We start from the raw sequence: 23,847 nt of genomic DNA, 5'->3' as shown, positions 1-23,847 counted from the left end.
GCGCGCCTTCCTGGGCCCGCGTCCCGACAGACGGGCGCGGGACGGGGCGCCCGACCGCCCCGTAGTTGGCGGGGTGTTCGCCTGTGCCGGGCTCCCCGGCCGGGTGGGGAGCCCGGAAACTGCGAACAAGCAGGGTGACCGGCGCCGAGCCGGAATGGAGGAACGGGTGCGGGGCATGCGGTGGTGGAAATTGAACACACGGCGTGAAGGAACCGAGCCGCGGCTGGTCGACCGCGCCAGCAACGACGGCGCGCAACATGTGGAACCGCCGCAACTGGTCAGGGCGGCGATGGGCGTCGCGGTGGCGCTGTGCGTGATGACGTCCCTTGTCCACGTGCTGTTGGTATTTCTGTACGTCACACCCTCGAACGAGATCTCGAGACGGTACGACAGCCAGATCAACGCGTGGATCTACCCGTTCTTCGAACAGAACTGGAAATTGTTCGCTCCGGATCCGGAAACAGCCACAAGTCAGATCTCCGTACGGACCACACATACCTCCACCGACGGCAGCATCGAGGTCAGCGACTGGTTCGATCTGACCGCTGTGGACGAGTTCGCCGTCAAGCACAACGTCTTTCCCAGCCATACCACACAAAATCTGCTGCGCCGGGCCTGGATCACCTACCTCGACACGCACGGCAACGACGACGAGCCACACTCGGAACGGGCACTGATGATGCAGAAATACCTGCGCAACATAGCCGTGGGCCGCCTCACCGCGCACCGCCCCGCTCCCTTCGAGGCCATTCAGTTGCGCGTCATCACTCGGCCCATCATGCCGCGGGCCGACGTGGGGCAACCCCGCCCGGCAGCGCCGCCTGCCGACGTCAGGGAGCTGCCCTGGTGGACGGTGACATCCGATGGAAACTAAGCAGGGATCACCTGTGGCGCCCGCGCCACGGCGCGCCGAGCCGCGGACCGGCGAGACGACCAGGCAGCGAGCACACGACGGTCTTGCTGCGTTCGGTGCTGTTCTTACCGAGCAGGCGGTCTCCCTGTACGCCGCGGCGGTGCTGCGTATCGGATACGGACTGTTCTACCTGACCTTCCTGCTCAGGGAGTTCCCGCACCGTGACGAAATCTGGGGCCCCGGTTCCGCGTGGACGCCCGCGCTGGCCAGGGAACTGTTCGACCAGTCGGGCTGGGCCAGTATTCTGACCCTGTCCGACAGCCGGGCATACTTCGAGGCCTGCTACGCCGCAGCACTGCTCACGTGTGCGCTGTTCGTGCTCGGCTGGCGGACCAGAGCCACGTCTATCCTGTTCGCGGCAGTGGTGGCCTCGTTCCACGCCAGGGCCATCTACATGGGCGACGGAGGCGACAACCTCGTCGTCCTGATGGCCATATATCTCATGTTCACCGCCTGCGGCCGGCGGTGGTCCCTGGACGCGCGAAGGACTCGGCTCAGGGGCCTCGCTGCCGACACCGGGCCCCTGTCCGCGGCTCCGGCGGCGCCGAACCTATGGTTCGGACTCGGACTCGCCCGCCAGATGATGAGCACGGTGCTGCACAACTGCGCCATGTTCGTCATCGCGGCACAGGTCTGCATACTTTACGGATGCGCCGGGCTCTACAAGGTGCAGGGCGCGACCTGGGGCAACGGCACCGCACTGCACTACGTGCTGAACCAAGGTTTGTTCCGGCCGTGGCCCACGTTGTCGCTCATGGTCGACAGCCATCCGCTGCTGGTCGCCGTCGCCTGTTACATGACCGTGCTGCTGCAGGTGGCCTTCCCGTTCGTCCTGTTCAGCAGGTTCAAGTACATAGTCCTGGCCATGCTGCTCGGTTTGCACATCGGCATAGCCGTAATCATGGGGCTTCCACTCTTCTCCGCAGCAATGATCATCGCCGATGCCGTATTCCTGCCGGATCGCTTCTACCTGTTCATGGCACGGACATCGCGGACCTGGACAGCCGGCTGGTCGGTTTGGCGGCGTTCGCGGTCATTGGTAGCGCCGGGGCGATCCGGTAGCAGACGAGATGTCGCCGTCGCCCACGACGCCCACGACGCTGACGTCGCAGCGTAATGGGCAGGCTGTACACGGCGATCGGCGTGTCGTCGTGCCGCACGCTGGCGTGGATCTCTCCAGGGCGCTGGTGTGGACTCAGCCGTTGTCACCAGGTTGGTCCAGGTTCATGACTACGCCCACGCCGGCGGTGTCGGTATGCGGTACCTCAACGCGCAGCCGTGACTGCGCACGGCCGCACATCGCCGGCGTAGCCGGCTTCCCCCACGGGCAATGCCTACACGTGCATTCATCAGGATCGGTCAAGTTGTACCGGCAGATCCGCTGTGTGGCGCGTTCGGGGCACGTGGACAGCGTGCCAACGCTGCGGCGGTTCGGCCTCCTTCGACGCTGTCCTCGCCGGGCAGGCAATCGACACCGTAATCGGCCGGGTCATCGGCGGAGTCGACCTCGATCTCACAGATGACCTGCGAACCGTGTGCGAAATTCGCGCTGAGTTTCCTCACCCTCATTGACGCGGTCTGGGCCGGAGCCTGGTGAATACGCCCCGGGCACCGGTGGGGCCGTGACCTCGGAGCGTTCGCGATTCAGCACATGGGCAGGTCGCCGCTCGGCGTGCCGCCGTCGACGCTGCTAATTGCGTCGACGGTACTGGTGCGCCCGATGGTGATGTTCTTCAAGGTGACCCGGTTGCAAGGCTCCGGATGCGGCAGTCACAGACCTCCACGCTCTTTTTTGGAATCCTTCGCCGTTTTCGTGCGCCAACTTCACCTTTGGGTAAATATGAGGCAATGCGCACGTTACTCACGTTGTCGGCTGCCGTGTCGTTGCTGATGCCTTCGGGCGAGGCGTTCGCGGCGGCCGAAGAGACATCATCCAGACCAGCGCCGGCCGTGTTGCCGGCGGCCGTAGTCGGCTCGCTGAGCCGCATCACGGCCCGAGCCGACGAATGGCCCGGCGCGCCGGCCGAAGTCCAAGAGCAGGCCAGAAGCCAGGCCGAGGTCTCCGAGAACCCGGTCAACTGGACCCCGCACATCACCGACGGTCGGGTTTGGGCGATGGGCATGGTCGGCGGCACGGTAATCGTCGGCGGCGACTTCAGCAGCACCACCCATGCCCACAGCCGCTCCACCATCCACCGGCGCAACCTGATGGCGTTCCGGCTGTCCGACGGCAAGGTCACCGACCTGCGAGTGGACCTGGACGGTCCCGTGTGGGCACTGGCCGAGGGTCCCGACGGCAGCGTGTTCGTCGGCGGCGACTTCACCACTGTCAACGGACACCGGCGCCGCTCGCTGGCCCGCGTCGACGTCACCACGGGCGAGGTGTCCCCGCACCTGCGCACACCGGTCGACGGTGACGTGCGAACGCTCGCCGTCCACGGCCGCCACCTCTATGTGGGCGGGTCGTTCGACCGGATCGGCGACGTACGGCGCAGCGGCCTGGCCCGCCTCGACCTCGCCGACGGCCAGGTAGACCCCGACTTCGACGCCGAGCTCGCCAAGCCGGTGCGCACCCGCCCACGGGTCGAGTCGATGGCACTGTCACCCGACGGCGCCAGCCTGGTCGCGATCGGCAACTTCGCCCAGGCGCGCGGGCAGGCGCGGCACCAGCTGGTCATGCTCGACGTGACCGGGCCGCAGGCGGTCGTCTCCGAGTGGCATACCGAGTTCTACCGCACCCGCTGCAGCCCGCGGTTCGACACCTACCTGCGCGGGATCGACTTCGCGCCGGACGGTAGCTACTTCGTGGTGGTCACCACCGGGCACGACTCCGGCTCGCCCGAGCTGCCATGCAATGCCGCGGCCAGGTTCGAGGCGTACGGCTCCGGCGAACACCCGCCGACGTGGGTGAACCACACCGGCGGGCACTCGCTCTACGCGGTCGAGGCGACCGGACCGGCCGTCTACGTCGGCGGCCACCAGCGCTGGCAGGACAACCCGTACGGGGTGAAGCACAAGGGACCCGGCGCGGTGGACCGCTCCGGCATCGCCGCCCTCGACCCGGAGACCGGACGGGCGCTGGACTGGAACCCGACCCGCAGCCGGGGACAGGGCGTGCGGGCATTCGTGCGCTGCCCACAGGGCCTGCTGGTCGGCTCCGACACCGACGAGCTGGGCCATGAGTACCACGCCCGGATCGGCCTGTTCCCTACGGCATGACCTCTCCGAGGTAGGTGTGGCTCCGTAGCAGGCTGGGCCGGGAGCGGTCCGGTATCAGGACACAACGTCCGATGCCGGACCGCTCCCGCCCATCAGGCCAACTACAGCCGGGTTGTGGCGCGTCATGGCCTCCTGCTGTCAGGACTCTGGTTCGACGGTGCGTCCGGGCAACAGGGCGGCAGACCCTGGCCGCGCCAACCTGACCCCGAGAGAGGTATTCACCATCGCCAACTGTTTGTGACGCGGTTCCGAGTGGAACGCGGGCGGCGCGGGGCGAGGCTACGCCGACGGGGTGCGCGAGGGCGGGGCGGCATGGACCGGCGGGGGTACGGCGCATGCGGCAGTGCCGCCGGGCAACTGGTGGCGGTGACGGGCGACCCAGCGATAGATCGGCCAGGCCACCGCGCTGACGGCCCGCACGCCGAGTAGCCGGCCCAGCGGCCGCCAGGCGGCATTGCTCGAACGCAGCAGCGCACCGATCGCGTCCGGACCGGCGAGTGCGGCATTGCCCGGCTCGACCCACTGCACCGCCTCCAGGCACTGTTCCCGGGTCAGGCCCAGCCTCGCGAGATCCGATCGCTGCCACGGCGCCACCGCGGCATTCGTCGGGACCCGGCGGTTGACGAAATTCGCGCATGTGGTGCAGAAGGCGCAATCACCGTCGAAGACAAAGGTCAGTCTCACGGACACATCGTCCCTCGCCAAACCGCCGGGCGCGACGCGACATGCCCGTAGATCAAGACATACTGTCGGCCGCCACCGCCGCACGCGAGGCGACCGAGCAGACCTCGGGCCGGAGATGATCGGCGTGACGGCGGGGTTCCTGCGGTCGCTGGAACAGGCGAAGCTGTTCGTCCCGGCACGATCCGACGGCAGCCATCGCCGCCACTCCCGCTATGAGCTGCGGCTGGCGGCGCGGGTTCGGGGGATCACTGACCAGGGCACTCCGGTCGAGGCCGCCTGCCGGATCATCATCCTCGAGGACCAGCTCTCCGAGGCCCTGGAGCTCACCGGTGGCACGAAGCCGAACACAGGCCCGGCGAGCGCTGAGCGCCGGCAGCGGGTTGCGAGGGGCGATCCTTCAGGCGAAGACGGCGAAGTAGATCGCGATGTGGTGGCAGGCCGCGGCCGTACAGGCGTGGATGGGACGACACCGCAGACCACGACCACGAAGCAGGCGTAGACGTGCAGGCGTCCCCGCATTCGCGGCCGGCCGAATCGGCGAGGGCGGGACGGGAGGCGGTCAGGGTCATGCCATCAGCCGCAGCCGGGACAGTGTGCGGGACAGCAGCCGCGAGACGTGCATCTGCGACAGGCCTAGGTGTGCCGCGATCTGCGACTGGGTCAGCTCCGCGTCGAAACGCAGCACGATGATGCGCCGGTCGCGCTCGGACAGGCGGGACAGCCGGTGCCGCAGCAGCATCCGGTTCTCGACCGACGCCAGGGCGGGATCCTGGACGCCGAGCATGTCGGTCAGCTGTCCGTCCTGCTCCCCGTCAAGGTCCGTGCGGGGCTGGTCCAGCGACAGCAGCCGGTAGGAGTGGGCGGCCAGGCGGGCCACGCCCACATCCTGTTCGCTGACCCCGAGCCGTTCGGCCAGCAGCACCGTGCTCGGCGGGCGCAGCAGTTCATGGGTCAGCTCGTCGGTCACCACGGCGAGCTCCCGGTACAGCTCCTGGATGCGGCGGGGCACCCGGATGTCCCAGGTGGTGTCGCGGAAGTGCCGCCGGATTTCGCCGAGGATGGTGGGGAACGCGTATCCGATGAAGGGGACGCCGCGGCTGGGGTCGTACCTGTCGATCGCTTTGATCAGTCCGATGACCGCGGCCTGGGTGATGTCGTCGAGGGGTTCGCTGTAGTTGCGGAACCTACGGGCCAGATAGCTGGCCATGGGCAGATACCACTCGATGGCGCTGCTGCGTGCGCCTGCCCTGGCCGGGTCCCCGGCAGGTATCGCGTGCAGCGACACCAGCAGGGGATCGGTCTCGCTCGACCGCCCCAGGTCCGTTTCCGCTGTGGTCTCGGCCCGGGCCCGTTTCCGTGGCTGCCAGCGATCAGGTTGCTCCGGCGGCCGGAGGCGTTTGGTGGTGACGTACACGTTGGTGACCATGTCGACCTCTTGACCTGTCGTGGATGTGGCGGAGCAGCGCCTGTCGGACGCCACCCGGGTCAGGGTGCCCGGCGCGGTCGGCGGACCAGGAAAGATCTCGCTGTGGCGACCGACGGCTGCGCCGGTGCCTAGCGGAGCCAGGCGGCCCGTCGCACCAGTGACGTCGTGGACCATGCCCGGCCGAGGCCGAGGGTGTCTCCGGCGTCGAGCAGAGCCAGGACGATCAGGATCGCCGCGTAGACGAGGTGTTCGTCCAGGAACGGGTTGCTGGTCGGCGGGAGGACCGCGGCCCACATCAGGACGGTGAGCACGGCGCCGCCGGTCGCGGCTGCTCGCATGCCGATGCCTAGGATCAGGGCGCTGCCGATGGCGAGCAGCGCGGCCATGAACAGCAGGTCGGTCAGGTAGCCGCCGGCGATCGAGTGGAAGAGCCCGCTGAACGGGCCCTTGGCTGAGGAGAGGAAGCCCTGGGTGGGGCTGCCGCCGTTGAGCACGGACTTCGCCGGCGCAGTGGCCGAGCCCCAGCCGAACAGCTTGTCCAGGAACGCCCAGAGGAAGATCCAGCCGAGCGCGATCCGGATGCCGGCGAGCAGGTAACGCACGGCGGGGGAGTGCTCCTGCGGGAGCGGTGCGACCGGTGGCAGGGCGTGCCTGCCGGTCGGCACCGTGTGTCTGCTGTCGGCGGCCCTGCGGGCGGCGGTGTCCGGCACCGTCATGAGTGGAGCGGTGCTCGGCATGGGGGTGTGGTTGATGCTGTCGTGATCGTCGGCGATGTCGCCCATCGCACTCACGTTCCTCGCTGTGGCTTACGGATCAGGCTCCCGCGGCGTGAGCGCACACGAGAGTGCTCGCGGTGGCGACGACCGACATGCCAGGCGGACCGCCGGAGGTGCGGCGGGTGAACGGATTCCGGCCGGGAGCGGGTCGTGGATGGGCGGCGGCGGAGGACAGCCACCGGGGACCCGGGCGACATCCATACCGTACGCCCTTCTCCCGCCGGGCGTAAGTGGGGCGGCGAGTGGGCAATACGCGGGGGTTGTTGTCGCCCGGCTGCGCGCTGAGGGCCGTCCTTGCGGTAGGCGCGGTCGAGGACCACCCGTGCCACCGGCTCTCTCGGCTGTCACAGATACTGACCGGGCGAACTGCTGTCGGTCTTCGGTACGCCGACGGACACCACGTTGGTGAGTTGATGACGACGGCGTTCGCCTTGGCCTCCCGGTTGTACCGCGCGTGCTTCAAGACCAGGCCCTGCCTGTCGTTCCCGACCCACGAGGATCGTGTCGACCGCGTAGTCGATGAGCTTGCCGCTGCGTTCACTCTGGCGAGGCCGCGGGCCGAGGGCGGCCGAGATCGAGATCGGCGCGAGTATGGCGAAGCTCAACGCCCGTGCCTCTGTTGGCGTAGGTCCGAGAGCTGGGATCAGTGAGGCGTGCCGGTTGCATCCGGCGCCTGTGGCGGTGTGCCTGCCACAGCTGCCTGGTAGCCCGTGGGGGACGGCGTGGCAAGATTTCCGGCGGGGGCTACCGGTGGCGGCGGTGTCGGCGCCGGAGGCGGGATCCTCGCTGCTGCGGCCTCCCGCGCGAGGAAGGTGCCGAGTTCGCCGATCGTACTCATCAGCGGAGACGGGAAGACGACGGTGCTGTTCTTGTCGACGGCGATCTCGACCAGGCTCTGCAGGTTGCGCAGCTGCAGGGCGAGTGGATGGGCCATCATGATGTCGGCGGCGGCGCCGAGCGCGTCGGCGGCCAGTACCTCTCCCTCCGCGCCGATGATCTTTGCTCGTTTCTCCCGCTCCGCCTCGGCCTGGCGGGCCATAGCCCGCTTCATGCTGTCGGGCAGCTGGATGTCTTTGAGTTCGACCAGGGTCACGATCACGCCCCAGTCCTCTGTGGTTCTGTCGAGGATCTCGCGGATGTCGACGTTGATGCGGTCGGTCTCGGCCAGCGTCTCGTCGAGGGTGTGCTGACCGACGACTTTGCGCAGGGTGGTCTGGGCGATCTGGTTGATGGCGGCCTGTACGCTCTCGATCGCCACGACCGACTTGACCGCGTCGGCGACGCGGAAGTACGCGACCGCCGACACGTCGACGCTGACGTTGTCCCGGGTGATGATGCCCTGGGACTGGATGGGCATGGTGACGACGCGCATGCTCACTCGGCGCAGGACGTCGATAACTGGGATGATGAGGTTCAAGCCGGGCTTGCGGACGCCGACGACACGTCCGAGCCGAAACAGCACGCCCTGCTCGTACTGCTGGACGACACGGATGCTGAGCGCGGCCGACAGCAGCACGAGCAAGACGATGATGGTGACGATGAGCCATGAGGGCCACATGGATGTTCCCCTCCCGAGGGGCCCGGGGGTGCATCCCGCCAGGGGCGCACAACGGCTTGCCACGATCAGCGGTTCGCGGGCTAGCGTAGACAGTCTCAACAGCTCATCCGCCGACGGCGGGTGACAGTCCCGGGTAACGACTCAACTCTACCTCTGCAGGCATGACAGGTTCCGTTCGTTGGTGCCCCGCCTCGTATCAGTGCAGTGTCCAACAACGTTCATCGGACGAACTTCGGCCACGTATAGGTGCTCGCGCCTCCCCATAACGACCGAGCGCCGGCCCAGGCGGCCGGGGAGGTATTCGCGGATCTTGCCGCGCTTGTGCGGCCGGTCGTCGCCGCGGTTGAGTCCGAGCGTTTCGTCGACGGCGAGCTGCCGCACCAGAGCCCGAACCCCACCAGCTACTGGATCAACTACGCGGGGGCGCGCCGCCGGTGGGAGCACGCCCGGCCCGGCCGGAAAACCCGGGTGCAGCGTGCACTAGGTCGCTGAGCGGATGGGTCATGATCCGGCGACGCTGATGCGCTACTTACACGCGTGGTGGTCGTGGCGCTCGCTCGCCCCCTGCGGGCCTGACCGGCACGCATACTATGAGTAGCGGGACGGCGCCGGTGCTTTGCCGTGCGTCTTCAGCGCTCGTCACCGACGAGGGGCTGGTGCCGAGTGGGTAGTGGTCGGCGATGACGCTCGGCGCGCTGCCGCAGAGGACGAGGCTCGGACGGAAGACGCTTATCACGCCTCGCCGAGTGCTCCGTCGGGCCGTACCGCAAACCCGGCTCCCAGGAGGTAGCACGTGCACCCGCTGGCGAGTGTGTTCGAGCAGATCTATCGAGATGATCTGTGGACCAACGGTTCCGGTGCGGGTTCCGATCCCGCCAATACCGAGCGGTATCGCATGTTCCTCGAGCGATTCATTGTCGAGAACCGCATAGTAACCGTGATCGACCTCGGCTGCGGAGATTGGCGCTCGTCGAGTTTGATCGATTGGAGTCGCGTAGGGTACCTCGGCGTCGACGTCGTGGAATCGGTCATCTTGCGAAATCAACAGCGTTTCCAGTTTGATAATGTCCGATTCGCACAGCTGAGCGACGAGGACGAACTGCCCCACGCGGATCTTCTGATCGTGAAGGACGTCCTGCAGCATCTCCCGAACAGTGAGATTGACCGCATATCCAGGTTCCTCGGACGGTTCTACGTGGCCCTGGTAACCAACACCGTGGCATCAGAACTGCATCGACCCGATGGCACAGTGGCGCGCATCGGGGACGTCAACGCAGACGTGCCGGCGGGGCTCATGCGTCCCGTCGACGTCCTCAGGCCGCCGTTCAACTGGCCCGGCGAGGAAGTCCTTCGGTACAGCTGCCCGTGGCCGCGGCTGGGAGCATGGGAGACGAAGTCGACTGCGCTGATCCGCACTCTACTCATGGACGCTCATGGTTGATTCCGCTGCCACGCGGTCCACACCGTCAGTTCACGAGTTCGAGGATGCCGTACTTCACCAGCTGAGCTATCTGCGGAAAACACTCGTGCCGTGGTTCACCTGCGCCGTCAGCCACGCGTGCCATCACTGTGGATATCGGAATCCCGCGGTCGGCGCCGCACGCCGCCAGAATCCTCGCACAGATCTCCAGTTCCTCCGACAACTCGGTCACGCGGAGGAACTGCAAGCCGTCCTCGGCCAGTTCGGCACCTTCCGGACTCACCTGGACCCGCGTGTCAACGCTGATCAACGATGTCGGGTGGGCACGGAACGTGTCGAGGTAGTCGAATCCGAGCTCGTCGCGGGGCGCCTCGTCAGCCTGATCTCTCGCCTGGTCCAGAAGTTCGAGCCAGAGCGCTTCGTACTGGCGGACGATGACCGGCCAGTCGTAGTGCTGCAGCACCCGACGCCGGGCTTCGGCACCCATGCGCGCCCGGAGCGCAGGGTTGTCGATCAGCTGCTCCAGATGTTCAGTCAGGCTACGCATGTCGACCGATGTCGCCTGACCCAGGTGCCGGTACAGTTCCAGCGGCTCCCACAGGAACGGCGTGTGCCGCAGGTGTTCGAAGCAGTCCGCCCATTGCGTGGGGACGAGGAACCCGGTGACACCGTGCTGCACCGAGTCGCGGTGGCCGTCCCAGTCCGATGCGATGACCGGAAGCCCACACGCCATCGCTTCGATCACCGTCTGGCCGAAGGTCTCCTGCACGCTGTCGGTTGGTGACACGAAGACGTCGGCGGCGGCGTACAAGCTGCGTTTGATGTCACTCGTCGGATTCGGCAGTATCGTCACCATGTCGCCCACGCCGACTTCGCTGGCGAACGTCGCCAGCATGGGCGCGATCCGGTGCCGCACGTCGTCGCCGGCGAGAACCAGCGTGGCGTTCGCGCGCTGCTCTGGCGGGAGCCGTCGAAAGGCGAGGATCAACGGGAAGAGATCGACCTTGTAGTGCGCCGAGAACCTTCCTAGATAGAGGATCACCACGGCATCTTGGGCAAGTCCGAGTCGTGTTCGTGCCGGCGCCTTCTCGCTTGGCCGATGCGTGATGGCATCCGTGCCCAGCGGAATGACCGGCAGCCGGCATCTGATCATCTCCGGTGGGTGCCGTGCCGAGGCGGTCGACGTCAGCCGCTCCACGGCGGAGCGGCCGGCGCGGCTGGTGCAGACCAAGGCGTCGTGTCCGCGCAGCGCGCTCATAAGCGCGCCGAACATGTACCAGAACCCGGGTCCGCCGGAAATGCTGTGCGTGACACCAATGACCGGCCATGGGGCGCCGCCGGCGAACGCGCGTATGTTCACCAGTCCTTGAAGGCCGGGATATCGCACTCCGTCACCACCGGACGAGCCGGGATGGAAAAGCACCATACGGTCGTGACGCGCGACATGTGGATAGTCGGCAACGAGTACCGGTCGGACGCGCTCCCGGTTCGGGTAGGCCATCAGCTGGTCCCCGGCCTCGGTCAGCTGACGCCGGGTCGTACACGGCAGATACACGGTTTCGCACTGCGAATGTTCCAGCACCGCCCGCAGCACAGCCGCCTTGGCTACTTCGGCTCCCCAGATTCCGCACTCCGTAGGGCGCTCGTCTTTGTACTCCTCAAGCGGAAAGGGCAGTGAGGCGATGGTCATGCAGTACATCGATGCTCCCTGGGCAGAGCTCGTCGGGATGCCGGGGGAGGAGACGGCCACAGAACGCAAGCGGACTGGAGGAGGCCGGTGGTCCTCACGGCCGATCAGTTGCTTCTGTCAGCCCGAAGCTCCACGCTACGACCCGAATGTTCCCGGATGTCAGACCGAGCCCCATAGGACAGATGGAATTTCCGCATCGCATAGCCGGAGATAAAAGTACCCCACACCCGCCAAGCCGAGCATCAAGCTTGGACTTTCGATATCGCCCATTCCGCGAAACCGGCTGATCGCGCCGGCGGCTTGTCGTGCCAGATGAAGATCATCCATCCTTGCCGAGCCGAGTACCCGGCAACCGGAAAGCAGCACGTCGGCGTTTCCCGGCAGGCCATGACAGAGCGCATAGCCAAATCGACGAGATTCCATCGAGGCAATGATCGCCGCACGAGTCGTGTTCAAGGCGACATCGGCTTCCTCCCTGTATACATCGTTGCCGGTGATCTGGTATGCGCGGAGCCGGGACAGCGCGATTCCTGGGGCGCCATGACACCAAGACGTTTTGTAGGACTGCGGATCCTTGCGGCGAGGACGCACCGACTCCTCACGAAAATCTGGCCAGTTTCCGACATCGCTGTTGAAGAAGCGTCGCTCATACCTGAGAGCGTCTTCTGCTGCCCTCAGATAGCTGGCCTGCTCGGTCTCGTGATAGAGCTCGAGGAGGGCGTAAGCCACTCCAGCTGTACCATGGGAGAGGCCTGTCAGGTTGTGTCTGTAGCTGAAGGTATGTGACCGCCAGGAGCACCCAACCGAAGAGTGCTCGACGGTTCTCAACAGAGCGTTCCCCAGTTGGCGTGCGAGATTCACCTCAACCGCGTCTTTCAAATCGTGTCGAATCCGCAACAGCCCAACGATCGCACCGGCCTTGCCGGCCATCAGGTCAAATTCCCTGCCTGTTCGATTTGTACACTCAAGATGGGCCAGTAGTTGGGCGGCGCCCGTCAGTGGACTTTCCTCGCCGAGTCTCCTTCCGATGCGTGCGGCGGCACATGCAATCCCTATCAGGCCCGAGTAGAACCCGAGACGTTTTGCCTGAGGCACGCTCTTGAAAGAAGTGAGAGCGTGCCGAATGGCGCCTAGCGCGGTCCTGCGTATTTCCGAATCACCGGTCAGGACCGCCAGCTCTGCCATGAACAAGGCGACGCCGCTGGTTCCAGAATACATGTCGGACGGCAACGTCTTGTATACCGTATTGAAGTGGGAGCTCGTTCTGGCACTGTCGGGCACGAGCTCTGCGCCGACCCAATTACATCGATCGCCGTGCCATATCGCCTGTTGCGCCAATACGCGGCCGATTTCAGCAGCCGCTTTCAGGCACTCCGCGCTGGTATGCGCCTCAAGCGCCGTATCCTGCGTGGGTCGTCGTCTTGGCCGAGACCCGAACTCGAACTGGTCCAGTGATCCGAGGTTCAAGTAGGGGGATGCGAAATCAAAGCCGTCTTCGGCGAAGCACTCCGCGACTGATTGCAACCGATCGTCAATGGAGATTCGATGCGTTTCATGAGCCCTCAGCATCGCCTCGGCCAGAGCTCGACAGCGACTCATCCCGAAGCTGAGGCCCGATGGTGGACTCTCCGCGGCTCCGACACCCGCCGCGATTCTCTTGGTCAATGCGGGCGTTGCAGGCCGCAAGCTCGTTTCCAGCGCCCGGTGAATCTTTTGCAGGATTTCCGCGGCCTGTCTGAAGTCGTCTTTACGCAGGTAAAGCACGACTGCGTCGCAGCGCCTATATTGCGCGGCGTCGTCGAGGGCCTTCAGCGTGAACGGCAACTCAGCTCTGTTGAGGGCTTTGGTCGTCCTTTGCACGAAGCTCACGGCGCCTGAAGCCGTGAGGTTCCAATACAGGCGCAGTGTCCCCGAGGGTTCATCCTGCTTCAGTTCGTTGTCACCCAGGGCCATGTAAAAGCCTGGCGACAAGTTGGGCAGGTCCTTCTGGAAGCGGACGGACACCATTGCCTCTGGTGGCGGAAAGCCAGCTTCAAGAGCCGTGCAGTCTTTTGCGCTCACGTGCAGAGTCAGACTGCCTCTCCTGACCATGAACGTCATCGACTGGGGATCGAATGATCGAACCTGCCAGCCTTGGCCCCAGTATCCCCGCCCCTGATTGGCGCGTTGCAGCTCGGGCCCCAACGGTATCTCCGGGTGGCGTTGATACGACAAGTTGCTAGGTGTCGCCTCACCCACACAGTAGAAGAGGCGATAGAGCCGGGCCTGAAGGTCGAGAAGTAAGTGATTCCGAGCCGTTGCGTCATCAATCCGACGTTTGACCGAGCTTGGTAGTGCTCCGAACCGCCTGCCGAACCACAAGTAGGTGAGTCCTCGTTGCACTTCGGTGGCCATCAGCGCTCGAACGATGCTGTCGCGATACATGTTCTTCATCGGCTGGAGGCATGCGGTCGGATTCCAAGGAGATGCAGGATTGTCTCCATCGGACGCTGCAACATATTGAGACTGAGTTGCATGCTGCCGACAATGTTGCTCGTAAGCTCCGGCGAGACTTGCGCCGCCTCGACTGCAGTTTGCAGCAGTCTCACGGCTGCGAATCGCACGGTGCGCACCAACAGGTCATCGGCGACGGCAGGCTCGTGCTGCATAAACCTGACGTAGGTTCTCCAAAATGCTCTCATCGCTGGCTGCATCCGCTCCAGGCGCCATTGAACGTCGGCCGGGCAGTGCTCGGGAGTCTGGTCATCAGAAAGCAGGACAGACGATCGCCAAAGGTTCAAGTGATCTGCCAAGACCGAGCCGACGTCCCAACAGGCGTCCCCCAATCCAGCGAGCTCCCAGTCAATAATGCGAAGCCCGCCGGCATACTTGGGAGCGGATGACTCTAGGACAATGCAATTATCCCATTTTGCATCGAAGTGAATGAGGGCGTCGTTTCGCCACTCCTGCTGGAGCTCGTTGAGAAGCCGGCAAAACTCCGAGTTGCCCTGGATGATTTCGATGGCCTTCAAGCTCGTACTGCTGAGGCCGCGCCAATGCCGCAGGTCAGGTCGGTGCAGACTGAAGATCCACGGAGGGCCGGGTGAGCTTTTCGGGACCAGGTCATCTTTGATCGGGAAGCGATGAAGACGGGCCAATGCGTGCGCCACGGCCATGCTCAGGGCCACCGGAAAACGTCGTTTGAGGGCGTAGTGCTCACGAAGGCTGTGCGATTTCCGAACGAGCTCTACGACAAGGATGTGTTCGATCGCGTCATATCCAAGGAGCCGTGGAAGACAGCGACTAAACGAGTCCCGGCGAACATCGGCTCGGAGGATCCGGTAGATCGACGCTTCGTGAGCGAGGTGCGCGGCCCCGTCTGCGTCTCGAGCCTGCTTCAAGAATAAGCTCGTGCCGCGCGGTCGAAGCACCTTCAAATTCGTATTCCGTCGTGAAGTATCCTCGATGGTAATGTCGTCCAGCACGGCACCCGAAGTTGTCAGGTAGCCGCGAGATTGCAGGTACGGCAGCACCTCGAGAGGTCCGAGCATGAGTGTCCAGACCTCTCTACTGTATGGTGTTCAGGGGGCAGCCACCAGGTTCGCCGGGATCTTCGCATTGCGGGCCCCGACATGTGGAGTAGTACAAAGGATCTGTAGGCCCACCTCGCGCTATAGCGAGTTCGGCTGGCCTCCGCCCGACGGGAAGTTCCATTCTGGATCGGTGCAATGCCTTTGCGGTGATATCACCTTTCAGAAAGGCCGCGTGTTCCCGCGCCAAGCAGACCGTCGCACGTAGCAGCGGCGCATTCCGCCTCACCCACAGCACGCTGCCACCCAGGGGGTTTTGGTTTGCATCGAGGGACCGCCTGGCGAGCACATCTTCGTCAGCAACCTCGACGAACTCGCTGAACCTCAGATCGACGTACAGCCTTGAAACACCAACCCGATCGCTCTTTCCCAAGAATCCCCTCAGAACCACGACGTCAGGAAGTCTTGTGGGATCGGGAACCAGTTCGGCAGCTAGATCATCAGGCTTCTGCTCAGACATCTGTAGCCCCCCACATCTGAACAAGCGAGCTTGTCGATGGGCGAAACCGGTGCTTCGTCGCTCGCTCCACGCGTACGCCCACCTGTCGTGTAGGTTAGCAAGTTTCAGATGGACGGAAGCGACCTTCCAAGAACATCAGAAGGAAAATCCGGGAAGGACTGCCGTCCGGTCGGACTAGTACTGAAGTGCCGGTTCGTACGCGGAGAGCGTTAGTCATAAAAGACTTGTCGATGTCCGATGAATATCCAGCGGAATGACGGGCGGCGAGGATGGCCGGAAATTGGCCAGCACCGGCTAAAGCGCCCTCATGCCGGTCGAACCTCGGCGAGCCGCCTGGCCGCCTACGCGCCTTCCCGGCAGCACACCGCGGGACACCGGCCAGCCGTTGGCGGCGTAGCGCAGCGCGCCGCCCACGGGGTCGCGCAGTTCGCGACCGCCTGGGCGCGAGAGCCAGCACGCGCGACCGACCCGACCGCGCTCATTGCGCCGCGTCGTAGGCCGTGGAGTTCTGGTCGACGTTCTCGGCGATGCGAAGCACGATGTCCGGGTCGGCCGGTGTGCCGCTGTCGCGATGGCGGGCGAGCACGCGGACGAAACGCTCGTCGAAGAGGCAGCGAGCTTCGTCTCGTCGGAACCGTCGAGTCGTACACAGACATAGGCCGCATGCCAGAGCTGACGATGAAGGGCTCGATCAGCGCAGGATCGCTTCGACGAAGTCGGCGCCGAGGCGGGCGCAGACCGTCAGGTCGAGCTGGTGGTGCACGTATCGCCCGCGCCTGCTCACCGTGGTGAGCCCGGCCTGCTTGAGCACGGCGAGGTGGCGGGAGACCTCGGGCGCGCTGAGCCGCCACGCCTCGGCGATCTCCCCGGTCGTGTGCGGGCCCCGGGCCAGCGTGCGGGCGATCCGCCGCCGCACCGGGTGGGCGAGCGCGTCGATCCGCCGCTGGACCAGGTCGAGCGGCACGGGGTGCGGCAGCCCGGCCTCGGCCGTCGGATATTGCACGACCGGCCGCCAGCCTGGCGCGTGCACGACGAGCAGGTGCGGTCGGCCGAACGCGGTCGGGGTGAAGGTGACCCCCTGCCCCTGCGCGGAAGTCGCGTTGTCCTGCAGCTTGTCGATGAGGATCCGCCGTCCGTCGGGGGAGCGGGTCGTCGCGGGGGAGACCGCCGCGAGCACCGCGTCGAGCCCGTGCCGGGCCAGCAGGTCCGCCTTGTGCCGGGAGTCTGCCGCGAGCTGATGCTGCACCCGGGCCCACGACTCGGCGAAGAAGGCCTGCTCGCAGTCCTCCAGGAGGCGCCGCACCCAGGCGCGTACACCCGGAGGGTCGGCGAGGAGCTGGTCGGCGAAGTCGGCCTGGCGCGGCCCGCGAGCCAGCGCCAGCTCGCGGGCCCGGTGCCGAGCGTCGGCGTCGACCAGCGGTGAGCGCAGGCGGCGCTGGGGCGTGGAGCCGCAGCTCGTGGTGATCAGAGCAGCCGCGACATAGGTCTCGTCATCGAGCCGGTCCACGTCGTCGAGCTCGGCGGCGAGGGTGTCGCGGGGCCGGCCCGGCACGAAGAAGTCGGCCCGAGCCGACCGCCACAGGAAATCGGCCTCCAGCAGCCGGTCGCTCAGCTCCGGCTTGAGCGACGCGGCGGTCGCGGTGATCCAGCCGTGCAGCGCCGGGTGGTGCGCGGGCTCCGCCAGCGCGTGCAGCATCGCGGCCAGCTCACCCAGCGGTGAGGGAGAAAAGATAAACCGCTCATCCGGTACGCCGGCAATGTCGATCGTCAGTCCCACGCCGCCCATCGTGACACCACCTGCCGGGGCGGGCCGCGACACTTGACGAGGATCGTCAACCGGCGTGGTCCGGGACCACCCGGCGGCGACCGTGGTCGGCGTGACGAAGCAGAAGGATGAACGGCTGGGCTGGGCGGCGTTGCTGCACGCCGGCGGCGGTCCGCGGTACACGCTGGTTCTGGTGATCGACTCGGTGGGCGGTGGCCTGCTCCGCCCGTTCCTGCTGCTCTACGGCATCGTCGTGCTCCACCTGAGCGCCGGTGCGGCAGGGCTGGCGCTCTCGGCCGGGCTGCTCGCGGGCCTGGTCGTGCTGCCGCTCGCGGGACGGTGGATCGACCGGGGTGCGAGGTCGGCCGTCGTCGCGGCGACGCTGCTCGTCCGAGTGGCCGGGGTCGGCGTGCTGCTCGCCGGGAACGGCGAGGCGGGCTTCCTCGCCGCGTCGGTGCTGCTGGGATTGGGCAGCCAGGCCTGGCCGACCGCGCACGCGGCCCTTGTCGCCGCGCTCACCACCGGCCGCCGCCGGGATGCGGCGCTCGCCGCCGGGCGTTCGGTGCGCAACGCGGGCCTCGGCGCCGGAGCGCTGATCGCCACCGTCGCGGTGACGGGCGGCGACGGGGTCCTGCGGGCGCTCGCCGCCCTGACCGGGTTGGGGTTCCTCGTCTCCGGACTGCTCGTCGCCTCGATGCGGCTCCGGGTGCCGGACCGCCCGGCAGTGGCGGGCGAGCGGGGCGGAGTGGGTCACCTGACCGGGCTGCTCTGGGCAAACCTGCCCTTCGCGCTCTGCTTCGGCGTGCTCGAGGTGGCGCTGCCCGCGGTGATGGTGACGCAGCTCGACGTGTCGCCGGTCTGGTCGGCGGGGATGTTCGTGGGCAACACCGTGCTCGTCATCGCGGTGCAGGTGCCGCTCGTCGTCTGGCTGGGCCGGTGGCACCGCAGACCGGTCCTGGCCGCCTCGGGGGTGGTGCTCGCGGGCTCCTACCTGGGGTTCTGGGCGGCCGCCGGGGTGGGTGGCAACGCCGGTGCGGCGCTCGTCGCGGTGGTCTGCGTGCTCTACACCGCAGGGGAGATCCTCTACACGGGCAGCGGGACGGCGCTCGTCATCGCGAGCACGCCGGAGCGGCTGGTAGGGCGCGCGCTGGTGCGCTGGCAGCTCTCCACCGGGCTGGGAATGGCCGTCGCGCCCGCGATCCTGACGGGCCTGCTCGCGGTCGGCCCGTCGGCGCTGTGGCTGATGCTGGCACTCAGCACACTGGCCGGTGCGGCCGTGGTGCTGGGCACGCCGATGGGAGAGGTGGGTCAGGCCGGCGGCGCTCGGCGCGGCTGCGGTGGAGCAGCTGAAGGGGCAGTCGCGCCAGACGTACGTGCCGTCACCGACGTGCGCGCCGCCCCACCTGGTGCAGAGCCGCTCGACGAGGAGCAGGCCGAACCCGCCCTCGACGCCGGGATGGTCGTGCCGCACCGGCTCCTCGGAGCTGCCGTAGGCGTCCTCCAGGCGCGGGCAGCCGCCAGCCGATCGGATCGGGTCGGGTGACCGATCCTTTTGACAGCTCGGTCCAGCCGCGGCAGGCACGTTACGGCGGCACAGCTGGAGATTCCGTGGTCTGCTCGTGTGTCCGGGCTTGCGGTGGGCGCCGACGGTGCCCACCGCAAGCGGACGCTGCGACGACGGTACGGCTCGATGGTCGGCACACGTCTTAGCGTCCTGGCAGGTCAGTCGGCTGGGCGCTGCTGGTTCTGGCGGAGGGCTTCTTCGAGTTGGTCCTCGAGGATGATGATCCGGCACGCGGCTTCCACAGCGGTGCCCTGATCGACCATCGGTCCTCGAGGATGATGATCCGGCACGCGGCTTCCACAGCGGTGCCCTGATCGACCATCTCTCGGGCTCGGGCGGCCAGGCGCAGCTGGTAGCGGGAGTAGCGGCGGTGTCCGCCGCTGGATCTGAGAGGGTTGATCAGTTTGAGTTCGTCCAGTTTGCGCAGGAAATCCGGCGTGGCGCCGATGATCTCCGCGGCCCGGCCCATGGTGTACGCGGGGTAGTTCTCGTCACCGAACATGTCGTCGGGTTGGCCCATTGTCACCTTCCAAGTCGAGGGCCCCGGTGCCAGAAGCAGCACCGGGGCCCAAGGGTTGCGGGTCATGACACCATCTGCCGACAGGATTGTCGGTTTGTCGTATCCGCGGCGTCCGTCTGCGACGGAGCCGGGTGCGAGGATCGCGTAAGCGTGACCGGAGACCACCTTTCGTTCGATGGGACCTGCGGTGTCCGCAACGGCTGAACTGCGCCGACGCGGGCGATCCAACGGTGTACAGCCCTCCCTTTCCTCTGTTTCCACGTGCCATCTGCTGTGCTGCGGTTCCGCCGGTGTGAGGACCCCACGCGACTTCCATGGCCCTGCACACGTACGAGCGGAACATCCTGCCAGGTGAAGCCCTGAAACTGCGTCGGCCTCACCTGCTGCCCGGGCCGTACCGCGCCCGGTCGTGCTACCTGCGGTCGTGCTGCTAGCGAGCGGGCCGTGAGCTGCGCGGCCGTGCTCCTTCGCCCACTGGCGGGGCGGATCCGTCTGCGTCTTTACTCGTCTCATCTGCTGACTCCAGGAACATTAGACGGCGTTGCCGAGGATGTCTAGTGCCGCGAGGCTAGATTTCTTGTGCGCCTACTTCGACAACCCGAATCCTCCGATGGCGGTCGTGAGGTTCTCGGCCAGGAGCTTGCGAATCTCCGCGCCGTGCGGAGTTGCCCAGTCCTTGGCGAGTTCGCCCAGGACCGCAGCGGTGGTGGTCAGGATGACGCCGGCCTGCATCATGCGCAGTTGCGCGGCTTGGTCGGAGATCTGGAACACCGAGCCGCCGGCGTCGAGCACCGCGTAGACCTCGTACCCGGCTTGCTTGGCGCTGATTGCGGTGTAGATCAGGCAGCCGTCGTTGGTGGTGCCGGCCATGATCAGGGTCCGGCGGCCGGTGGCTTCGACGGCCCGCACGAAGTTCGGGTCGTCCCAGGAGTCGATGATGCCGGTGCGCTTGACCCGGTTGGCGTAGGCGTGCGGGTTGATCTCCTCCAGTCCGGGCATCCACCAGTCCTGGTTGTCGTCCTCCGTGCTGCTGGTCCAGACGTTGGGGATGTCGAGGACCTTGGCCGCCTTCACCAGCGTGACGCTGTTCATTTTGGCTGTCTCGGGCGACTGGGTCCTGATGAAGCCCATCGAGATGACCTGGTGGTCGATCAGGAGCAGGGCGCTGTCCTGTGCCTTCAAGCTGGTCATGGTCTGTCACTCCAATGCGGTTGCTGGGTCGGTGACGGCAACCCGAGTGGTACTGTTCGGGTTGCAGTCGGGGATTTCGTCCGGCGGGCGGGTGTCACATGGCGTGGTCGGGTGCCGCGCATCCGTCGGGGGTGCACAAGCCCTCAGCGCCGCCGACGACCGGCAGTGGCTGCGGTGTGGGATGGCTGTCGGCCCATGCCTGGGCGATGACCGCGAGCAGGTCGTCGGCGCCGACGGCCCCGGGGACGGCGAAGCGGCCGTCGAACACGAGGAACGGCGCGCCGCGGGCGCCGAGGCGTTGGGCTTCGCGCTGGTCGGCTGCCACGCGGGTGCGGTAGCGGCGGCTACGCAGGGCTTCGGCGGCACCGGCGCGGTCCAGGCCCACTTCGGCGGCGAAGTCGAGCACCTCCGCGAGGGTCCAGAATTTGCGGGCCTGGCCGAAGTGTGCTCGGAACATCGCCGTCCAGATTTCGCTGCCGCGGCCCTGATCGGTGGCGTAGGCGAGCAGTTCGTGGGCCAGGTCCGTCGGGCCGAGCGTGCGGTCGACCGCGTGGTAGGGCGTGAGGCCCTCCGCCTCGGCGGCCCGCTCGATCGGCCGCAGGACCTGGTCCACGGTCGTTGCGGGGGCCCCGACCATTTTGATCAGCTCCCGCTGGCTGACACCCTCACGCGGCAGGTCGGGGTGCAGCTGGAACGACCGGTGGATCACCTGGACCTGGTCTCCGTGGGGGAACCGGTCGAGGGCCTGGCGCAGCCGGTGGTCCATCAGCCCGCAGTACGGGCAGACGATGTCCGACCAGAATTCGATCCTCATGGCACTGACCTCATTTCTCACTTCCTGTTCGTAGCCCCATGATGCATTAGAATCAGGGAGCCACAAAAGGAACATTCATGTGCGTAACAACCGAGTGAGGAAACGATGAGCGCCGAGAACCTGCGACGGAGGCCGACCAACGTCCGGGCGAACGTCCGGGCCGCACCGGGGCCCTGCGCGCACTGGGACAACGAGAACGCCGACTTCATCCGAGAGGTCCTGGACCTGGTCGGCGACAAATGGAGCGTGCTGATCATCGGTACGCTCGCCGACGGGCCCTTCCGATACTCGGACCTGGGCGACGCGATCCCCGGCATCTCTCAGCGGATGCTCACCCTGACCCTGAAGCAGCTGCGGCGCACCGGGCTCGTATCCCGTGTCTCTTACCCCGAGGTCCCGCCCCGCGTCGAGTACGCCCTCACCGAACTCGGCACCTCGCTCCTGTCCACCGTCCTGGCCCTGGCGGCCTGGTCCGCCGAGCACCATGTCCAGATCCGCCGCCATCAGACCGCGTACGACAAAGCCGCCGCACCGTAGGTGGGCTGCGGCGCCGAAGCTCCGGTGGTAGTTCTGGAGACGCTGGTTCAGCTGAGGCAGGACCAGCCAGACCTCCGCCCGTGGCTTGGGTGCGGAGGTCCGGCTGTGCCACGAGGCGACTACATCAGGTGCGGCCGGACGGCTGCGACGACGGGCCGGCTCGATGGCCGGCACACGTCGCGTCCTGGCAGGTCAGTCGGCTGGGCGCTGCTGGTTCTGGCGGAGGGCTTCTTCGAGTTGGTCCTCGAGGATGATGATCCGGCACGCGGCTTCCACAGCGGTGCCCTGATCGACCATCTCTCGGGCTCGGGCGGCCAGGCGCAGCTGGTAGCGGGAGTAGCGGCGGTGTCCGCCGCTGGATCTGAGAGGGTTGATCAGTTTGAGTTCGTCCAGTTTGCGCAGGAAATCCGGCGTGGCGCCGATGATCTCCGCGGCCCGGCCCATGGTGTACGCGGGGTAGTTCTCGTCACCGAACATGTCGTCGGGTTGGCCCATTGTCACCTTCCAAGTCGAGGGCCCCGGTGCCAGAAGCAGCACCGGGGCCCAAGGGTTGCGGGTCATGACACCATCTGCCGACAGGATTGTCGGTTTGTCGTATCCGCGGCGTCCGTCTGCGACGGAGCCGGGTGCGAGGATCGCGTAAGCGTGACCGGAGACCACCTTTCGTTCGATGGGACCTGCGGTGTCCGCAACGGCTGAACTGCGCCGACGCGGGCGATCCAACGGTGTACAGCCCTCCCTTTCCTCTGTTTCCACGTGCCATCTGCTGTGCTGCGGTTCCGCCGGTGTGAGGACCCCACGCGACTTCCATGGCCCTGCACACGTACGAGCGGAACATCCTGCCAGGTGAAGCCCCGAAACTGCCTCGGCCTCACCTGCTGCCCGGGCCGTACCGCGCCCGGTCGTGCTACCTGCGGTCGTGCTGCTAGCGAGCGGGCCGTGAGCTGCGCGGCCATGCTCCTTCGCCCACTGGCGGGGCGGATCCGTCTGCGTCTTTGCTCGTCCATCTGCTGACTCCAGGAACACTAGCCGGCGACACTGAAGATGTCTAGTGTCGCGAGCCTAGATTTCCTCCGCGCGTCGGCCAGTGGAGTCTCCTCAGCTTGCCCGGGATTAGCTCCACCGGTGAACGGTTGAACCGTGCGTCACCCGACGTGCCCGACGCAGCCAACCAACGGAGCCGTGCATCGATAGGGCACGGCATCGCGTCGAACGTTGAGGTACCCGGATGACCCGGAGGATGGAATCGCAGGCTATGGCCTGCTCAAGGGCGATGAACTCTGGTCTGTCTGAGCTGGGTCATGCCACCCCGCAGGGCATCCGGGGCAGCCTGGGTTCCGGTGGCCGCAGTGATGGTGCCTGCGCACACTGCGACGGCAGCCGTGAGCGTGGTAGGCAACTGCCCTGCCGTCTCGCATACGTGAAGCTCCGCGCGGTCAGGCGGATGATCTGACGATCCGATGACCGGGCGGGCCCGGATGCGCCGAGCCCGCCCAGTGCGTCCCCTCGATACCGATCACGAGCTGCGAAAACGTTCAAGCGATGCGGCGAATGCCGGTGCTCGTGAACGTCGGACACGCCCGAGCCGTACCTGGCTCAGATGTCAGCGCTGCCGGGTCAGCAGGCCGGGTCGGTAGGGCAGCAGGCCGTAGTCGCCGCCGGAGTTGGGCGAACGTCCCTGGTAGAGCAGTTGCAGGTTGCAGGGGTCGATGGTCATGGTCTGATCGGCGTTGGTGCGGAT

Annotated in this window: 19 protein-coding genes and 1 pseudogene; 7 read left to right on the top strand and 13 right to left on the bottom strand. The window is 66.4% G+C overall.

Features of this window, described 5'->3' with window-relative positions:
- The first annotated feature begins 154 nt into the window (after positions 1-154).
- The 3 genes from F9C41_RS15765 (at position 155) to F9C41_RS15755 (ending at position 4,132) form a co-directional block, all read left to right on the top strand.
- On the top strand, positions 155-874 hold the full coding sequence (locus tag F9C41_RS15765) for a DUF5819 family protein (protein ID WP_230689652.1): 720 nt from the start codon (positions 155-157) through the stop codon (positions 872-874).
- Positions 864-2,030: an HTTM domain-containing protein gene (locus F9C41_RS15760; RefSeq protein WP_230689651.1), complete on the top strand. Its 1,167-nt coding sequence runs from the start codon at positions 864-866 to the stop codon at positions 2,028-2,030. The genes F9C41_RS15765 and F9C41_RS15760 overlap by 11 nt, the downstream gene beginning before the upstream one ends.
- A gap of 833 nt (positions 2,031-2,863) precedes the next feature.
- On the top strand, positions 2,864-4,132 hold the full coding sequence (locus F9C41_RS15755; RefSeq protein ID WP_230689650.1) for a delta-60 repeat domain-containing protein: 1,269 nt from the start codon (positions 2,864-2,866) through the stop codon (positions 4,130-4,132).
- A gap of 279 nt (positions 4,133-4,411) precedes the next feature.
- Here F9C41_RS15755 and F9C41_RS15750 read toward each other — a convergent pair whose 3' ends face one another.
- Positions 4,412-4,816: a thiol-disulfide oxidoreductase DCC family protein gene (locus tag F9C41_RS15750; RefSeq protein ID WP_155387564.1), complete on the bottom strand. Its 405-nt coding sequence runs from the start codon at positions 4,814-4,816 to the stop codon at positions 4,412-4,414.
- A gap of 115 nt (positions 4,817-4,931) precedes the next feature.
- On the opposite strand from F9C41_RS15750, the pseudogene F9C41_RS15745 reads away from it, so the two are divergent.
- Positions 4,932-5,135: pseudogene (locus F9C41_RS15745) on the top strand (MerR family transcriptional regulator); the annotation flags it as partial.
- Positions 5,136-5,381: 246 nt separating this feature from the next.
- Here F9C41_RS15745 and F9C41_RS15740 read toward each other — a convergent pair.
- From F9C41_RS15740 to F9C41_RS15725, 4 genes are all read right to left on the bottom strand, one after another.
- Positions 5,382-6,242 carry a SigB/SigF/SigG family RNA polymerase sigma factor gene (locus F9C41_RS15740; protein ID WP_196279793.1) on the bottom strand — a complete coding sequence of 287 codons (861 nt, stop codon included), beginning with the start codon at positions 6,240-6,242 and terminating at the stop codon, positions 5,382-5,384.
- Between the two features lie 128 nt (positions 6,243-6,370).
- Positions 6,371-6,958, bottom strand: coding sequence for a DoxX family protein (locus F9C41_RS15735; protein ID WP_155387964.1), 588 nt, complete (start codon positions 6,956-6,958; stop codon positions 6,371-6,373).
- 404 nt (positions 6,959-7,362) lie between these two features.
- Complete coding sequence (locus tag F9C41_RS15730) at positions 7,363-7,623, bottom strand: hypothetical protein (protein ID WP_155387562.1); 261 nt, start codon at positions 7,621-7,623, stop codon at positions 7,363-7,365.
- Positions 7,624-7,661: 38 nt separating this feature from the next.
- Positions 7,662-8,534: a slipin family protein gene (locus F9C41_RS15725; RefSeq protein ID WP_230689707.1), complete on the bottom strand. Its 873-nt coding sequence runs from the start codon at positions 8,532-8,534 to the stop codon at positions 7,662-7,664.
- Positions 8,535-9,369: 835 nt separating this feature from the next.
- Between F9C41_RS15725 and F9C41_RS15720 the strand changes: the two genes are divergently transcribed.
- Positions 9,370-10,017 (top strand): class I SAM-dependent methyltransferase, encoded by a 648-nt coding sequence (locus F9C41_RS15720; RefSeq protein WP_155387560.1) that lies wholly within the window; start codon positions 9,370-9,372, stop codon positions 10,015-10,017.
- Positions 10,018-10,042: 25 nt separating this feature from the next.
- Here F9C41_RS15720 and F9C41_RS15715 read toward each other — a convergent pair whose 3' ends face one another.
- From F9C41_RS15715 to F9C41_RS15700, 4 genes are all read right to left on the bottom strand, one after another.
- Positions 10,043-11,695 (bottom strand): glycosyltransferase family 4 protein, encoded by a 1,653-nt coding sequence (locus F9C41_RS15715; RefSeq protein ID WP_155387559.1) that lies wholly within the window; start codon positions 11,693-11,695, stop codon positions 10,043-10,045.
- A gap of 150 nt (positions 11,696-11,845) precedes the next feature.
- Positions 11,846-14,119 carry a lanthionine synthetase LanC family protein gene (locus tag F9C41_RS15710; RefSeq protein WP_155387558.1) on the bottom strand — a complete coding sequence of 758 codons (2,274 nt, stop codon included), beginning with the start codon at positions 14,117-14,119 and terminating at the stop codon, positions 11,846-11,848.
- Complete coding sequence (locus F9C41_RS15705) at positions 14,116-15,216, bottom strand: phosphotransferase family protein (protein ID WP_155387557.1); 1,101 nt, start codon at positions 15,214-15,216, stop codon at positions 14,116-14,118. The genes F9C41_RS15710 and F9C41_RS15705 overlap by 4 nt, the downstream gene beginning before the upstream one ends.
- Positions 15,217-16,406: 1,190 nt before the next feature.
- Positions 16,407-17,492, bottom strand: coding sequence for a DUF5937 family protein (locus tag F9C41_RS15700; protein WP_155387556.1), 1,086 nt, complete (start codon positions 17,490-17,492; stop codon positions 16,407-16,409).
- Between the two features lie 100 nt (positions 17,493-17,592).
- On the opposite strand from F9C41_RS15700, the gene F9C41_RS15695 reads away from it, so the two are divergent.
- Positions 17,593-19,023, top strand: a complete 1,431-nt coding sequence (locus F9C41_RS15695; RefSeq protein ID WP_230689647.1) for an MFS transporter — start codon at positions 17,593-17,595, stop codon at positions 19,021-19,023.
- Positions 19,024-19,186: 163 nt separating this feature from the next.
- On the opposite strand, the gene F9C41_RS15690 is transcribed toward F9C41_RS15695, so the two are convergent.
- From F9C41_RS15690 to F9C41_RS15680, 3 genes are all read right to left on the bottom strand, one after another.
- Positions 19,187-19,564: a helix-turn-helix domain-containing protein gene (locus F9C41_RS15690; RefSeq protein ID WP_155387962.1), complete on the bottom strand. Its 378-nt coding sequence runs from the start codon at positions 19,562-19,564 to the stop codon at positions 19,187-19,189.
- Positions 19,565-20,149: 585 nt separating this feature from the next.
- Positions 20,150-20,755 carry an isochorismatase family protein gene (locus tag F9C41_RS15685; protein WP_155387555.1) on the bottom strand — a complete coding sequence of 202 codons (606 nt, stop codon included), beginning with the start codon at positions 20,753-20,755 and terminating at the stop codon, positions 20,150-20,152.
- 94 nt (positions 20,756-20,849) lie between these two features.
- Positions 20,850-21,569, bottom strand: a complete 720-nt coding sequence (locus F9C41_RS15680; RefSeq protein ID WP_196279792.1) for a DsbA family oxidoreductase — start codon at positions 21,567-21,569, stop codon at positions 20,850-20,852.
- A gap of 105 nt (positions 21,570-21,674) precedes the next feature.
- Here F9C41_RS15680 and F9C41_RS15675 point away from each other — a divergent pair, with 105 nt between their 5' ends.
- Positions 21,675-22,106: a winged helix-turn-helix transcriptional regulator gene (locus F9C41_RS15675; protein ID WP_155387553.1), complete on the top strand. Its 432-nt coding sequence runs from the start codon at positions 21,675-21,677 to the stop codon at positions 22,104-22,106.
- Positions 22,107-22,298: 192 nt separating this feature from the next.
- Here F9C41_RS15675 and F9C41_RS15670 read toward each other — a convergent pair whose 3' ends face one another.
- On the bottom strand, positions 22,299-22,601 hold the full coding sequence (locus F9C41_RS15670; protein ID WP_155387961.1) for a MerR family transcriptional regulator: 303 nt from the start codon (positions 22,599-22,601) through the stop codon (positions 22,299-22,301).
- Positions 22,602-23,847: the final 1,246 nt, after the last annotated feature.

It is taken from the genome of Catellatospora paridis, assembly GCF_009720365.1.
Taxonomy (GTDB): domain Bacteria; phylum Actinomycetota; class Actinomycetes; order Mycobacteriales; family Micromonosporaceae; genus Catellatospora; species Catellatospora paridis.
Note: the sequence above shows the minus strand (reverse complement) of the source record. Positions and strands in the feature narration are given on the sequence as shown.